The organism is Intrasporangium sp. (assembly GCF_035280925.1).
In the GTDB taxonomy this organism is placed as follows: Bacteria; Actinomycetota; Actinomycetes; order Actinomycetales; family Dermatophilaceae; genus Intrasporangium.
Window position 1 is genome coordinate 1 of sequence record NZ_DATEEY010000167.1, and the last position, 14,501, is coordinate 14,501.

Consider the following 14,501-nt stretch of genomic DNA (forward strand, 5'->3'; position numbering starts at 1 on the left):
CCAGGCTGAGCTCGACAGGCAGTGGCCCAAGACGGTCGCCGCCATTCGTGGCCTCGGCGCCGAGGTCGTCGGCGTCAACGAGATCGAGAACGACGGCTACGGCCCGTCGAGCGCGATCGCGTTCCTCGTCGACCGGCTCAACGACGCGGACGGCGCCGGCACCTGGGCCCACGTCGACGTCGACGCACGGACGGGCCAGACGAACGCCCTCGGGACCGACGCCATCAAGGTGGGCATGATCTACCAGCCGGCACGGGTGACCCCGATCGGTGACACCGGAGCGCTCAACTCGGTCGAGTTCGTCAACGGTGGGGACGACGACCCTCGCAGCCGGCCCGCGCTCGCCCAGGCCTTCAGGGACAACGCGACCGGCGGGGCGTTCACCGCCGTCGTCAACCACCTCAAGAGCAAGGGCAGCGCCTGCGACGCCCCGGCCGAGAACGACGGACAGGGCAACTGCAACGACGTCCGCGTGGCCGCGGCGACCGAGCTCGTCGACTGGCTGGCATCTGACCCGACCGGAACCGGCGACGACGACGTGCTCATCATGGGCGACCTCAACTCCTATGCCAAGGAGGACCCGATCGACGTCATCACCGGCGCCGGGTACACCAACCTGATCGAGGAGTACGTCGGCGACGACGCTTACTCGTACGTCTTCGACGGGCAATGGGGCTACCTCGACCACGCCCTCGCCTCGTCGTCGGCAGAGGAGCAGGTCACCGGTGTGGCCGAGTGGCACATCAACGCCGACGAGCCGTCGGTGCTGGACTACAACACCGACTTCAAGACGCCGAACCTCCAGTCGACGCTCTACGCGCCCGACCAGTTCCGCGTCTCCGATCACGACCCGGTCATCGTTGGCCTCTCCCTGGACAACGACACCCCCGGGTTCGCGACCGGCGGTGGGTGGTACCGGTCACCGGCAGGAGCACTGGCAGGTGACCCGTCGTACAGCGGCAAGGCGCTGTTCCAGCTCGACGCCAAGTACGAGAGCGGGTCGGTCGCCCCGACCGGTCAGTTCAGCCTCACCCTCGAGGGCACGACCTTCGGCGTGGCGAGCACCTCCGTCGACTGGCTCGTCCTCCACGGCGACGAGGCTCGTCTCGGTGGCGCCGCGACCGTCAACGGCGTCGCCGGCCACACCTACCAGGTGATCGCCACGGACGGCGCCAAGAACGACACCATCCGGGTCGTCGTCCGCGACTCGTCCATGACAGTCGTCTACGACAGCGGCGAGGCGCGCGTCACGGGGCAGTTCGCCATCCACTGACGACCGCCCAGCTGAATCGAGTGGACGAGTTCTGGGCCCAGAACTCGTCCACTCGATGGCGTCCGCGTCGTCGTGTCTCGATCACGGGCGGCTCGCCATGTCTAGGATGCGCGAATGCAGCAGTCACCGACGGCACGACGCGAGGCAGTCTTCCGCGAGCACCACGGCGACCGGTTCGAGGACAGCCACGCGTGGATGGCCGGCCGAGACGACCCAGCCCTGCTCGAGTACCTCGCGGCCGAGAACGCCCACGCGCAGGCAGTCACCGCCCACCTGAAGCCCCTCGCGGACACGATCTACGAGGAGTTCCGCTCCCGGATCCGCGAGACCGACCTCTCGGTGCCGGTACGCCACGACCGGTGGTGGTACTACTCGCGGACGGTCGAGGGCGAGCAGTACCCGGTCGAGGGACGCGTCACGCTGGCCGAGCACCCCCACCGGCCGACGCTTGACGGTGACGGACCACCGTTGGGGGAGGAGCTGCTCCTCGACCAGAACGCCGAGGCGCAGGGTCACGAGTTCTTCGCGGTCGCCGGGAGCGAGGTCTCTCCGGAGGGCGACCTGCTGGCCTATGCAGCCGACCTCGCCGGCGATGAACGCTACGACATCCGGGTGCGGCGGATCGCGACAGGCGAGCTGCTCGACGACGCCGTCCAGCAGACCGGGGGCTCGCTCGCCTGGACGCTCGACGGCCGGCACCTGTTCTACACGCGCGTCGATGCCGCCTGGCGGCCCCACCAGGTCTGGCGGCACGAGGTCGGTACGCCGGCCGAGGCGGACGTGCTCGTCCACGACGAGCCCGACGAGCGCTTCTTCGTCGGGGTGAGCGCCTCGCGCGACGACCGCCTCATCATCATCGGCATCGGCTCGAAGACGACGAACGAGTACCGCGTCCTCGACGCCGGCGACCCCCTGGGGACCCCGCGCATCGTCGCCGAGCGGCGCCAGGGCGTCGAGTACGACGTGGAGCCCATCGGCGACCAGCTGCTCATCGTGCACAACGCGCGCCGCACCAACTTCGAGCTCGCGGTCGCCCCGGTCACGTCCACGAGCCACGAGGACTGGGTGCCGTTGGACGTGACCACCGAGGACGAGTACGTCGTTGGGGTCGACGCGTTCGACGACTTCATCGTCATCTCGCTCCGCCGCGACGGGGGCACCTCGGTCCGCGTCGTCATGCGAGACCCCTCGAGCGCCACCGGGCTCGGAGAGGCACATGCCGTCGAGGTCGGGGAGCCGCTGCACACGCTCCGGGTCGGTGCCAACCCGGAGACCACGACCCGGACCATCCAGCTCGTGTGGCAGTCGCTCGTCACGCCCCAGACCATCATCGACTACGACGTCTTCGGGCGGACGTCCACGGTGCTCAAGCGGCAGGAGGTCCGGGGTGGGCACGACCCGGCCGACTACGTGCAGCGCCGCGAGTGGGCCACCGCACCGGACGGGACGCGGGTTCCGATCTCCCTGGTGCACCATCGCGACACCCGTCTCGACGGCACCGCGCCCGGCCTGCTCCACGGTTATGGTGCCTACGGCATCCCGAGCGACCCCTGGTTCTCCGTCCTGCGCCTGTCCCTGCTCCAGAGGGGCTGGGTCTTCGCCATCGCCCACGTGCGTGGCGGCTCGGAGATGGGCCGGTCCTGGTACGACGACGGCAAGCTCGAGCACAAGCGCAACACGTTCACCGACTTCGTCGCCTGCGCCGACCACCTGCGAGAGCGGCGTATCGTCCACCCGGACCACCTTGCGGCAGAGGGAGGCTCGGCCGGTGGTCTGCTCATGGGCGTGGTCGCCAACGAGGCGCCGGACCGGTTCAGCTTCATCCACGCGTCGGTGCCCTTCGTCGATGCCCTGACGACGATCCTCGATCCGGCCCTGCCCCTGACGGTCATCGAGTGGGAGGAGTGGGGGAACCCGCTCGAGGACCCCGAGGCCTACGCGCGGATGCGGTCCTACACGCCGTACGAGAACGTTCGCGCCCAGCGCTACCCGGCGATGCTCGTCACGACGTCTCTGAACGACACGCGCGTCTACGTCACGGAGCCGGCCAAGTGGGTCGCGGCCCTGCGCGAGGCGATCCGTGGGATCCCGGACGCCCGCCCCGTCATCTTCCGCACCGAGATGGCAGCCGGCCACGGGGGCCAGTCGGGTCGGTACGACACCTGGCACCAGTGGGCGTGGGAGACCGCCGTGCTCATCGACCTCACCTGAGCCAGTGCACCCTTCCACTCGACTGTGCAGTTCGTGCCGCTCCGCCCGGGAGCCATGACGGACCGAACCCGGTCAAGCCCGGTGGCCACGCCCGAACCGCAGCACCTCGTCCCGTCATTCGTCCCCGCTGTTCCATCCCAGAGGGAGCAGCGGTTGGTGCACCCTCGACGGGACCGGTATTCGGCAGCCGACGAGGCGCCGTCCGCCAGGACGCGGGCTGGTAGGGCCGCAGCCTGAGACGCGGCGTCCCGCTCTGTGGACGCCTCCTAGAATTGGCCCATGATGTCCACCCTCGACCTGCGCGGACGCACGCTCGATGTGCGCTTCCTGCGGGGGGCGCTGCCCCGAGCCGAGTTCGACGTCACGGCGGCCCTGGAGCAGGTGCGGCCGATCTGCGCGGACGTGGAGCATCACGGGGCGCAGGCGTTGCGAGACCTCGGGCAGCGGTTCGACGGGGTACGCCCGGAGCACCTGCGCGTGCCGGTCGAGATCCTCCGGGCGGCCCTGGACCAGCTGGCCCCCGACCTGCGTGCCGCGCTGGAGGAGTCGATCCGGCGGGCCCGCCTTGTCCACGCGGACCAGCGCCGTACCGACACGACGACCGAGGTCGTGCCGGGGGGCACCGTCACCGAGCGCTGGGTCCCCGTCGACCGGGTGGGCCTCTACGTGCCCGGCGGGCTCGCGGTCTACCCGAGCAGCGTCGTCATGAACGTCGTGCCCGCCCAGCTGGCCGGAGTGGGCTCTCTCGCCGTCACGTCGCCGCCGCAGCGGGAGAACACCGGCGTCTTCGCCGGCTACCCCAACCCGACCATCCTGGCCACCTGCGCGCTCCTCGGCGTCGACGAGGTCTACGCGGTCGGTGGAGCGCAGGCCGTGGCGATGTTCGCCTTCGGCTTCGTCGACCACCAGGATGTTCGTGACGGCGTCCCCGTCACCTGTGAGCCCGTCTCGATGGTCACCGGTCCCGGCAACATCTGGGTCGTTGCAGCCAAGCGGCTGCTCAAGGGGCTCATCGGCATCGATGCCGAGGCCGGCCCGACCGAGATCGCGATCCTCGCCGACTCCGGAGCCGACGCCGAGCACGTGGCCGCCGACCTGGTCAGCCAGGCTGAGCACGACCCGCTCGCTGCCTCGGTCCTCGTGACCGACAGCGAGGACCTCGCCGAAGCCGTCGCACGCGCCCTTGCTCGCCGGGTGCCCGCGACGAAGCACGCCGAGCGCGTGGCAGCAGCGTTGCGCGGCAGGCAGTCGCGCATCGTGCTCGTCGACGACGTGGCAGCCGGTCTGGCGGTCGTCAACGCCTATGCCGCCGAGCACCTCGAGATCCAGACCCGGGACGCCGGCGCAGTGGCCGGGGGTGTCCGCAACGCTGGAGCCGTGTTCGTCGGGCCCTACGCACCCGTGAGCCTCGGTGACTACGCCGCGGGGTCCAACCACGTGCTGCCCACGGCCGGTTGCGCCACCCACTCGAGCGGTCTGTCGGTTCAGTCCTTCCTGCGTGGCATCCACGTCATCGAGTACGACGAGGCAGCCCTCCGGGACGTGGCGGGGCACGTCGTGACGCTCGCCCAGGCGGAGGACCTGCCAGCACATGGCGAGGCCGTCACGGCTCGCTTCGGCGACGAGGTGCCCGGATGAACGACTCCTCGGCGACGAGCGAGGCGCGAAGCGAGGTCGGGAGTGTGCCCCGAAACCAGCCCGGGAGCGAGGTCGAGCGACTGCTGCGGCCCGACCTGCGCGGACGCACCGCCTACGGGGCTCCCCAGCTGGACGTGCCCGTGTGCCTCAACACCAACGAGAGCTCATACCCCGTCCCCGACGTAGTGGTCAGGGCCGCCCTGGACGCGCTCGAGGGCGACCTCGTCGGCCTCAACCGCTATCCCGACCGCGAGTTCACCGACCTGCGCAAGGCCCTGACGGCGTACCTCCGGAGGCAGGCCGGTGTCGCGATCACCCCCCAGCAGCTCTGGGCCGGCAACGGCTCCAACGAGGTCCTCTCACACCTCGTGCAGGCGTTCGGCGGCCCGGGGCGCACCGCGCTCGGTTTCACGCCGAGCTACTCGATGCACCCCATCATCACGGAGACGCTCGGCACGACGTGGGTCGACGGCCTCCGGGAGGCGGAGACCTTCGATCTGACGGCTGAGTCCGCGGCAGCACAGGCTCGCCAGCACGACCCGTCGATCGTCTTCCTCTGCTCGCCGAACAATCCCACCGGCACCGCGCTGCCGTTCGAGGTCATCGGCGCCGTCCTTGCCGCGGCTCCCAACGCCGTGGTCGTCGTCGACGAGGCCTACGCGGAGTTCGCCCGGCCCGGCACGCCGAGCGCCCTGAGCCTGCTCTCCGACAACCCGCGGCTGGTGGTGACCCGAACCATGAGCAAGGCGTTCGCCTTCGCGGGCGGCCGCCTCGGGTACCTCGTCGCCTCCGCGGAGCTGGTCGATGCGCTTCGGCTCGTGCGGCTGCCCTACCACCTGTCCACCCCGACCCAGACCATCGCGCGCGTCGCCCTCGAACACGCCGAGCTGATGCTGTCCACCGTTGATGCCATCAAGTCCGAGAGAGACCGCATCGTCAGCGACCTCGCTGCGCTGGGGGTGACCCCCGTTCCGAGCGACTCGAACTTCGTGCTCTTCGGCGGCCTGCCCGACGAGAAGGCGACGTGGCACGCTCTCCTCGACCGCGGCATCCTCGTCCGCGACGTCGGCATCCGCCACCACCTGCGGGTCACGGCGGGTACGCCGGAGGAGACGACTCGGTTCCTCGCCGCCATGGCGGAGCTGGCGCCGACCCATGTCGGGCCGTTGGCCACCCCGAGCACCGTCCACCCCCTACCCTTCGAGACCGCCGAGGACGACGCATGACACCAGGCAGCAGGACGGCCACGATCGCTCGGACGACCAAGGAGTCGTCGATCGAGCTGACCCTCGACCTCGACGGGACGGGGGAGTCCGACGTCTCGACCGGCGTCCCGTTCTACGACCACATGCTGGCCTCCTTGGCCAAGCACTCCCTCATCGACCTCAGCGTCAAGGCGACCGGTGACATCGACGTCGACGTGCACCACACGGTCGAGGACACCGCGATCGTCCTCGGCCAGGCGCTGCGAGAGGCACTGGGCGACAAGGCGGGCATCTCCCGGTTCGGCGATGCCACCGTCCCGCTGGACGAGGCGCTGGTGCACGCCGTCGTCGACGTCGCCGGCCGACCCTACGTGGTCCACGAGGGCGAGCCGGAGGGCCAGCAGTACGTCCTCATCGGCGGCCACTTCACCGGCTCGATGACCCGCCACGTCCTCGAGTCGTTCGCCTACAACGCTGGTCTGTGCCTCCACGTGCGCGTCCTCGCCGGTCGCGACCCCCACCACATCGTCGAGGCCCAGTTCAAGGCGGTCGCGCGCGCCCTGCGATCAGCCATCGCCCCGGACGAGCGGGTCATCGGGATCCCGAGTGCCAAGGGGGCGCTCTGAGCATGCCGACGCCACCCCGCGTCGTCGTCCTCGACTACGGCAGCGGCAACGTGCGCTCCGCCGTGCGCGCCCTCGAGCGCGTGGGCGCAGCGGTGGATCTCACGGCCGACCCGCGCATCGCGCTGGAGTGCGACGGCCTCTTCGTGCCGGGCGTCGGCAACTTCCACGCCTGCATGACCGGCCTGCGCGCCGCGCACGGCCCCCGGGTCATCGGCCGCCGGCTCAGCGGTGGTCGACCGGTGCTGGGGATCTGCGTGGGCATGCAGGTCATGTTCGACGGCTCCGCGGAGCCAGCGGAGCGCCCCGAGCCCGGCCTGTCCGAGTGGCCCGGCACCGTCGAGCGTCTCCCCGCCCGGATCGTCCCGCACATGGGCTGGTCCGAGGTCACGGTCGGCGAGCGGTCCCGGCTGTTCGCGGGCGTCGAGGCGGAGCGCTTCTACTTCGTGCACTCCTACGCGGTCCAGACGTGGGAGCTCGAGGCGACGGGAGCCTTCGCGGCGGTGGCTCCGGTCGTGACCTGGGCCGAGCACGGCGCCCCCTTCGTCGCGGCCGTGGAGAACGGCCCGCTCAGCGCCACGCAGTTCCACCCCGAGAAGTCAGGGGATGCCGGCCTGCACCTGCTCGAGAACTGGGTGCGATCGCTGTGATGCGCACGCTGACGGACCATGGGCTGGGATGGCACTCAGGGGGCGGGGAGCCGGCGTCGCCGCGCAAGCCAGCCCAGCGGCATACTGAGTCAACGAATTGAACTGAGCCACAAGGAGAGTCGACGTGACAGAACAGCCCCGACTGGAGCTCCTCCCGGCCGTCGACATCGCCGGTGGGCAGGCAGTGCAGCTCGTCCAGGGAGTCGCAGGCAGCGGCGGGCGGTTCGGCGACCCATGGGAGGCGGCCAAGGCGTGGCAGGACCAGGGCGCCGAGTGGATCCATCTCGTGGACCTGGACGCGGCGTTCGGCCGAGGCAACAACCGGGACCTCATCGACACGATCGTCGGACGGCTCGACATCTCGGTTGAGCTCTCCGGAGGCATCCGAGACGCCGAGTCGCTCGACGCGGCCCTCGCAACCGGATGTCGCCGGGTCAACATCGGCACCGCCGCGCTGGAGGAACCCGAGTGGACCGGTCGGATCATCGCCGAGCACGGCGACCGCGTGGCCGTCGGCCTCGACGTGCGAGGGACGACGCTGGCCGCACGGGGCTGGACCCGTGAGGGCGGTGACCTCTGGGAGACGCTCGAGCGGCTCGACCGTGAAGGCTGTGCGCGTTATGTGGTCACCGACGTGAACAAGGACGGCATGCTCCAGGGGCCGAACGTCGACCTGCTGCGCCGGGTGTGCGAGCGGACCGAGCGACCGCTCGTCGCCTCCGGCGGGGTCTCGACACTGGAGGACATCCGCGTGCTGCGGAGCCTCGTTGCCGAGGGGGTCGAGGGGGCCATCATCGGGTCGGCCCTCTACCGTGGGGCCTTCACGCTGCCCGACGCGCTCGACCTGGCCGGACGGCCCGAGCGATGACCACCCCGTTCGCGCACGTCGACGACGAGGGGCGGGCCTCCGACTCCGTCGGCCAGGCCTGGGAGGGCAAGACGATCCCCACCCACGGGTTCGCCGAGGACCGCGGAGAGGCCGACGCGGGCCTGGTTGACGCGCTCCTGGCCTGCGCCGACAGCCCCACGCCGGAGGCGGAGACCGAGCTGATGTCCCGGGTCGCGCTGGCCCGCTGGCTGGTGCCCGTGGTCGCCGTGCCGACCGAGGTCGACGAGGACGGCCGGCTCGCCACCGACACGCGCAGCGACATGGCAGCTGTGATCCTGACCGCCCCGGACGGCCGACGGGCCCTGCCGCTGTTCAGCAGCCTGGAGTCGCTCGCGGCGTGGGACCCGGCCGCGCGCCCCGTTCCGGTGCGGGCGGCCGCCGCCGCCCAAGCCGCCATCACCGAGTCATGCGACGTGCTGGCCGTCGACATCTCGTCACCGCGCGCGACCGTGCTCCGCTCCAGCATGCTGTGGGCCCTGGCGCAGGAACGCGCCTGGCTTCCGGCCCATCGCGACGACCACGTGGCACGGGCGGTCCGGATGGCGGTGGCACAGGAGCCGCTCGTGAGCGGCCATCACGTCGAAGCCGGCGAGCCCGCCGGTGCCGGCGCCCTGCGCGTCGTGCTCCTGCTGCCGCCCGGTCTCGACCAGGACGTCGTGAGCGAGGTAGCCACCCGGATCGGCGAACGGATTGCGACCGACGGCGAGACGCGTGCGAGGATCGACTCGCTGACATTCGCCCTCGAAGCCGCCACCTGACTCGTGGCCTGACTCGCAGGAGGCCACCGTGAGCGCGACCCTCGGCTTCGTCGCCGACCCGGTCCTCGACGCCCAGCGTCGCCGTGACCTGCGGCGGATGCGGCTCGTCGCGACCGGACTGCTCGTCTTCGCGGCCATCGTCTACGTCATCACCCGGGGTCACGATGACGGCTGGCTCGGCTTCGTCAACGCCGGTGCGGAGGCGTCCATGGTCGGTGCCTGCGCAGACTGGTTCGCCGTCACGGCGTTGTTCCGCCACCCGCTGGGCCTGCCGATCCCGCACACGGCGCTCATCCCGCGCAAGAAGGAGATGATCGGCCGAAGTCTCGAGGAGTTCGTCGGCGAGAACTTCCTCCACGAGGAGATCATCCGGGAGCGGGTCCTCGACGCCGAGCCGACCCGGCGCGCCGCGGAGTGGGTGCTGACCGACAACCACGCCAAGCGTCTCGTCGACGAGGTGGCCACCGTCGGCGCCCACGCCCTGCACCGGATCCCGGACGGCGACATCCAGGCGGTCATCGAGCAGGCCGTGCTGCCCCGGCTCATCCAGGAGCCGGTCAGCTCACTCGCAGGTGGCCTCCTCGAGCAGGTCGTGCGCGACGGCTCGCATGCGGGCCTCGTCGACCTGACGCTCGACGAGATGGCGGCGTGGCTCGTCGTCAACGAGGACCTCTTCGAGTCCCTCATCGTCCAGCGAGCGCCGGCGTGGGTGCCGGACGCCGTGAACGACCTCGTCGCCCGCCGGATCCACACCGAGGCCCTCAAGTGGCTCGCCGACATCCGCCGCGAGCCGAGGCATGACGTCCGCATCGCATTAGACAAGCTGCTCACCGATCTCGCCGACAACCTGCAGCACGATCCGGTGACCCAGGAGCGCGCCGAGCGGCTCAAGGAGCGGGTGCTCTCACACCCGCAGGTGTCGGTGACCGCCATGTCCCTCTGGCAGTCCTTCCGGGCCGTGGCCATCGCCGCTCTGGAGGACGAGGACGGGCCCGTTCGGCAGCGCGGCATCGAGGAGGTCACGTTGCTCGGCCAGCGGCTCCTGGGCGACCCAGACCTGAGGGCCCGCATCGACGCGCGGATCTGCGATGCCGTCGTCTACGGCGTGGAGCGCTACGGGACCGAGCTCACACGCGTCATCAGCCATACGGTGGACCGGTGGGACGGCCGCGAGACGGCCGAGCGGGTGGAGCTGCACGTCGGGCGGGACCTGCAGTTCATCCGCATCAACGGCACGCTCGTCGGCGGCCTCATCGGGGTGTTGATCCACGGCGCGTCCGTGCTCCTGAACTGAGCGGATCGAGAGAGCAGCTCGCGGCACGCCCCGCCAGATGAGGGTGCAGCTCGCGAAACCCGGGGCGTCGCGAACTGCACCCTCGTCGTGGCTCAGGCCGAGCGCTGGTAGGCGCGGAAGGCCTGGGTGGCCAGCCAGCTCATGACCAGTGCGAGTGCCGCAAGGGCGCCCAGGCGGGGCCACACCGCTGACCAGTCGGTGGCGGCGGACAGGCCCTCACGGCTGACGACGACGGCCCAGTCGAGCGGGTTGTACGTCGCGATGGTGCGCAGCCACGCCGGCGCGAGGTCGGGATCCATGATGGCCGACGAGAGGAACACGAGCGGCAGGGACAGCAGCTGGCTGATCCCGATGAGGGCGTTCTGGTCGCGGGCCAGGAGGGCGACCGCGTTGGACATCGCGGCGAAGACCACCGTGAGCAGCGCGGCCGACACGAAGGTCAGGCCAATGCCGACCAGTGGACGCTCGAACCGAGCCCCGGCGGCATACCCGATCACGATGATCACGGCCGTCTGGACGACCGAGACGATGCCCTGGTAGAGGACGGTGCCGTTGATCATCGCCCCGCGGCGCACCGGCGAGGCCAGCATGCGGTCCATCACCCCAAGGTTCATGTCCTCGATGTACACCGTGCCCGCCCAGGCGGCAGAGAGCAGTGCCGTCATGGCCACGACACCGGGGGTGAGGAACTCGAGGTAGGAGCTGCCGCCACTGCCGAACCCGGGGATCTGGACGACCTTCTCGAACAGGGCACCGAAGAGGAGCAGCCAGATCGCGGGCTGGATGAGGGTGATGAGGACGAAGGCCGGCTGCCGCACGAGGGCCGTCAGCGACCGCTTCGTCAGCAGGGTTGAATGGGCGACCAAGGTCGTCATCAGGCCACCGCCTCGAACGCCCGCCCCGCATGCCGCAGGTAGACGTCGTCGAGCGACGGGCGGGCCACGGTCGCCGACGCGACCACGACACCGGCCCGTTCCAGCACCGCGAGGGCCGACGGGACCACCGCTGCACCATGGTCCGTCCGGGCCCGGACGACCCGTCCCTCGTGGGTGACCTCGCGCAGGTCCGGATGCGCGGCGAGGCGAGCGGCTGCGACACCGGCCGCCGCGGTGTCCGCCACCTCGACGACGACGCTGTCACCACGAAGCTGGCTCTTGAGCAGCTCCGGAGTCCCCTCCGCGACGATCTGGCCGTGGTCGACGATGGCGAGCCGGTCGGACAGGTGGTCCGCCTCGTCGAGGTAGTGCGTCGTGAGCAGGACCGTCACCCCGGTGTCTCCGTCTTGCTCGGTACCGGTGGCCATGCGAGCGATCTCGCCCCACATCTGGGCGCGCGCCTCCGGGTCGAGCCCGGTCGTCGGCTCATCCAGGAAGAGGACCGACGGGCGATTGACGAGGCCGATCGCGACGTCCAGCTTGCGGTTCATGCCGCCGCTGTACGTCTTGGTCAGGCGATCCGCCGCATCCACGAGGCCGAACCGGTCGAGCAGCTCGTCCGTCCGCCTTCGCGCCTCCCGACGGTCGAGGCCGTGGATGCGGGCGGCCATCTCGAGGCTCTCGCGGCCGGTCATCATCGGGGCGGCCGAGGGCTTCTGGGACACGAGGCCGATGGAGCGCCTGACCGCGGCCGGATCGGCGAGTGCATCGACTCCCGCCACCCGGACCGATCCCGAGTCCGGTCGCGACAGGGTGGCAAGGATGCGCACGGTGGTGGACTTGCCGGCGCCGTTCGGCCCGAGCAGCCCGAAGACCTCTCCCGGTCGGACCCGGAGCGTGAGCCCGCCGAGGGCCCGGACCGGCTCGCGGCGGCGCCCGGAGGGAAACGACTTGATGAGGTTCTGCGCCTCGATCGCGTGTGGTCGGTCGTCCGGCGCGTTGGCGCGTTGGGTGGTGGGCTCGGCCGCGCTCGCTCGATGCGGCGCAGTCGGGGGATGGGACATGGTGACTCCTTCACGGACCGTTCGGTCCTGGTTGGGAGTCGGGCCCCGCGCTGCCACTAGTCTGGACATGGGCCTTGAGCTGCCGTGCCAGCGCGTCTGGGACCGACTCGAGGATCGGCCCCCGGTCAGGCGTTGCCGCGCCGGGCCGGGGGTTCTCTGGCCGCTCCTACGGAGCGGGGTCGTAGGGGCCCTTGTCGGGCTCGAGGATCCGTGCCTCCTCTCCGAGCAGGTCGCCGGCATTGGCCAGGATCTCCTGCATGGGCATTCCTGATGCGCGCAGCTCGTGCAGGCGCCTCCAGCCGCTCGTGCCGCCGAGGGTCTCGGTTCGGATGTCGGACGCCAGTCGGGCCGCGAAGTCCCGCTCGGCGCGCACCCTGGTCGCTCGGTAGATGGCCTCGATGAGGAACACGTCCGGGAGTCCGTGCTCCCGGGACCAGTCCAGGGACGACTGGATGCGGCGCTCCTCGAGGTCGAGCCGGGCGGTGCGCTCCTCGAGCAGCGCCGCCGTCTCGTCCGGCGGCAGGCCGGCCATGAGTGACAGCGCCGACTCGAAGGAGTCCGGTTCGGAGCCGGGCGTGCGGAGCAGGTCGGCAAGCCAGTCCTCGAACTCCGCCTCTCCGTCCTGGGTGATCGCGTAGATCGTCCGCTCGGGTCGGTTGCCCTCCCGGATCCGCTCCTGCTCGACGATCAGACCGTGCTTCTCCAAGGCTGCCACGACGGAGTAGAGGGACCCGAAGTTGAGCTTGATGCTCTCCTCCTTGCCACGCTGGCGCAGGGTCGAGGAGATCTCGTAGGGATGCATCGGCCGCTCTCCGAGGCAGGCGAGGACCGCCAGGGCGAGAGGGTTGTTGACGCGGCGACGGCTCATGACTCCTCCGAATCGGATACTTGAGTCAGAGTATTCGAGCCAGAGCTCCGCGGCAAGGCCATTTGCCGTCGCCCGTGAAGGAGCGTCGGCAGCCCCTCCTACCAACGGATGACCCGGCCTCGTCGGTTGGTGCCGCGCGAGACGCGGCTTTCCGACGACGCGAAGGAGGAGGGCGGGCTCCTAGCGTCGAAGGCATCAGGAAGTCCGCCGCAAACCCAAACCTGGAGTCCTCATGACCCCCGCAACTCGGCTCACCGACACCACCGACACCACCGATGCTGCCGCCACTGCCGGCAGCGCCGCCAGCGCCGTCAGCGCGGACCGGCCGACCCCGGACGCGTCGTTTGAGCCACCGCAGTACTCACTCGCACGGGTCCTCGGCACCTGGGCCGCCGCGGCACTGCCGATGGCGTGCCTGGCCTGGGTCGTCGCTCCACGACTGTGGACGTCGTTCGACGGACCGAGCGCCGGGCCGCGTGCCCTCATCCTGTGTCTCACCCTTGGTCTCGTCTGGCAGTTCCTTCTCGTCGCCGCGCTCGTGCGTCGCGAGCAGGGCACTCTGCGATGGGGTGTCGTCAAGGAGGCTCTCTGGCTACGCGCGCCGCGCAGCCCGCGCACCGGACGGCGGGGCGGGTGGCTCTGGCTGCTCATCATCCCGCTGGTGCTCGGCATTGCGGCCAAGGAGATGCTCGTCAACCTCCCGGTCCCCGTGCCGGCAGACCGTGATCTCGGGCTGTTCCTCCGCTCCGACGCGGGAGGGGAGTTCTTCTCGGGCAACTGGACGTGGTTCGCCCTGCTCGTGACGATGTGGGTCTTCAACACCGTCCTCGGCGAGGAGCTGCTCTTCCGTGGGCTGCTGCTGCCTCGCATGCGGCGGGCCTGCGGGCGATGGGACTGGGTCGTCAATGGCCTGCTCTTCACGGCCTACCACCTGCACGTTCCGTGGGCCATGCCGAAGGCCCTGCTCGACATGCTGATCGTGGCCTATCCGTCTCGGCGCTATCGCAGCACGGTTCTGGGCATCGCAGCGCACAGCGTCCAGTCGGTCGTCTTCGCGATCCTGGTGCTCCTCCTTGTCCTTCGCTGAGGACGCCCTCGGGCACGGCTGGGCTGAGCCGAGCGCAGAAGGGGCCGGGCGGCCGACTCCCGGAAG

Annotated in this window: 13 protein-coding genes; 10 read left to right on the forward strand and 3 right to left on the reverse strand. The window is 70.5% G+C overall.

Annotated elements, in window-relative coordinates:
- The 9 genes from VJN29_RS15195 to VJN29_RS15235 all read left to right on the forward strand — a co-directional run.
- On the forward strand, nucleotides 1-1,273 hold a 1,273-nt coding region (locus VJN29_RS15195; protein ID WP_324144475.1), incomplete at its 5' end, for an ExeM/NucH family extracellular endonuclease.
- Nucleotides 1,274-1,387: 114 nt separating this feature from the next.
- Nucleotides 1,388-3,484, forward strand: a complete 2,097-nt coding sequence (locus VJN29_RS15200) for a S9 family peptidase (protein WP_324144476.1) — start codon at nucleotides 1,388-1,390, stop codon at nucleotides 3,482-3,484.
- Between the two features lie 279 nt (nucleotides 3,485-3,763).
- The gene (hisD, locus tag VJN29_RS15205) at nucleotides 3,764-5,122 is read left to right on the forward strand and encodes a histidinol dehydrogenase (RefSeq protein WP_324144477.1); all 1,359 of its coding nucleotides are present in this window, start codon (nucleotides 3,764-3,766) and stop codon (nucleotides 5,120-5,122) included.
- Nucleotides 5,119-6,348 carry a histidinol-phosphate transaminase gene (locus VJN29_RS15210; protein WP_324144478.1) on the forward strand — a complete coding sequence of 410 codons (1,230 nt, stop codon included), beginning with the start codon at nucleotides 5,119-5,121 and terminating at the stop codon, nucleotides 6,346-6,348. Before hisD ends, VJN29_RS15210 begins: the two co-directional genes overlap by 4 nt.
- Nucleotides 6,345-6,953, forward strand: a complete 609-nt coding sequence (gene hisB, locus VJN29_RS15215; protein WP_324144479.1) for an imidazoleglycerol-phosphate dehydratase HisB — start codon at nucleotides 6,345-6,347, stop codon at nucleotides 6,951-6,953. Before VJN29_RS15210 ends, hisB begins: the two co-directional genes overlap by 4 nt.
- Before the next feature lie 2 nt (nucleotides 6,954-6,955).
- Entirely contained in the window at nucleotides 6,956-7,600 is a 645-nt protein-coding gene (hisH, locus tag VJN29_RS15220) for an imidazole glycerol phosphate synthase subunit HisH (protein WP_324144480.1), read from the forward strand.
- Nucleotides 7,601-7,724: 124 nt separating this feature from the next.
- The gene (gene priA / locus VJN29_RS15225; protein WP_324144481.1) at nucleotides 7,725-8,468 is read left to right on the forward strand and encodes a bifunctional 1-(5-phosphoribosyl)-5-((5-phosphoribosylamino)methylideneamino)imidazole-4-carboxamide isomerase/phosphoribosylanthranilate isomerase PriA; all 744 of its coding nucleotides are present in this window, start codon (nucleotides 7,725-7,727) and stop codon (nucleotides 8,466-8,468) included.
- Nucleotides 8,465-9,247 (forward strand): SseB family protein, encoded by a 783-nt coding sequence (locus tag VJN29_RS15230; RefSeq protein ID WP_324144482.1) that lies wholly within the window; start codon nucleotides 8,465-8,467, stop codon nucleotides 9,245-9,247. Before priA ends, VJN29_RS15230 begins: the two co-directional genes overlap by 4 nt.
- A 28-nt stretch (nucleotides 9,248-9,275) precedes the next feature.
- Nucleotides 9,276-10,541: a DUF445 domain-containing protein gene (locus tag VJN29_RS15235; protein ID WP_324144483.1), complete on the forward strand. Its 1,266-nt coding sequence runs from the start codon at nucleotides 9,276-9,278 to the stop codon at nucleotides 10,539-10,541.
- 92 nt (nucleotides 10,542-10,633) lie between these two features.
- On the opposite strand, the gene VJN29_RS15240 is transcribed toward VJN29_RS15235, so the two are convergent.
- The 3 genes from VJN29_RS15240 to VJN29_RS15250 all read right to left on the reverse strand — a co-directional run bounded on the left by VJN29_RS15240 (nucleotide 10,634) and on the right by VJN29_RS15250 (nucleotide 13,348).
- Nucleotides 10,634-11,416, reverse strand: a complete 783-nt coding sequence (locus VJN29_RS15240; RefSeq protein ID WP_324144484.1) for an ABC transporter permease — start codon at nucleotides 11,414-11,416, stop codon at nucleotides 10,634-10,636.
- Nucleotides 11,416-12,480, reverse strand: coding sequence for an ABC transporter ATP-binding protein (locus tag VJN29_RS15245; RefSeq protein WP_324144485.1), 1,065 nt, complete (start codon nucleotides 12,478-12,480; stop codon nucleotides 11,416-11,418). Before VJN29_RS15245 ends, VJN29_RS15240 begins: the two co-directional genes overlap by 1 nt.
- A gap of 166 nt (nucleotides 12,481-12,646) precedes the next feature.
- Complete coding sequence (locus VJN29_RS15250) at nucleotides 12,647-13,348, reverse strand: PadR family transcriptional regulator (RefSeq protein ID WP_324144486.1); 702 nt, start codon at nucleotides 13,346-13,348, stop codon at nucleotides 12,647-12,649.
- Between the two features lie 232 nt (nucleotides 13,349-13,580).
- On the opposite strand from VJN29_RS15250, the gene VJN29_RS15255 reads away from it, so the two are divergent.
- Nucleotides 13,581-14,435 (forward strand): CPBP family intramembrane glutamic endopeptidase, encoded by an 855-nt coding sequence (locus VJN29_RS15255; protein ID WP_324144487.1) that lies wholly within the window; start codon nucleotides 13,581-13,583, stop codon nucleotides 14,433-14,435.
- Nucleotides 14,436-14,501: the final 66 nt, after the last annotated feature.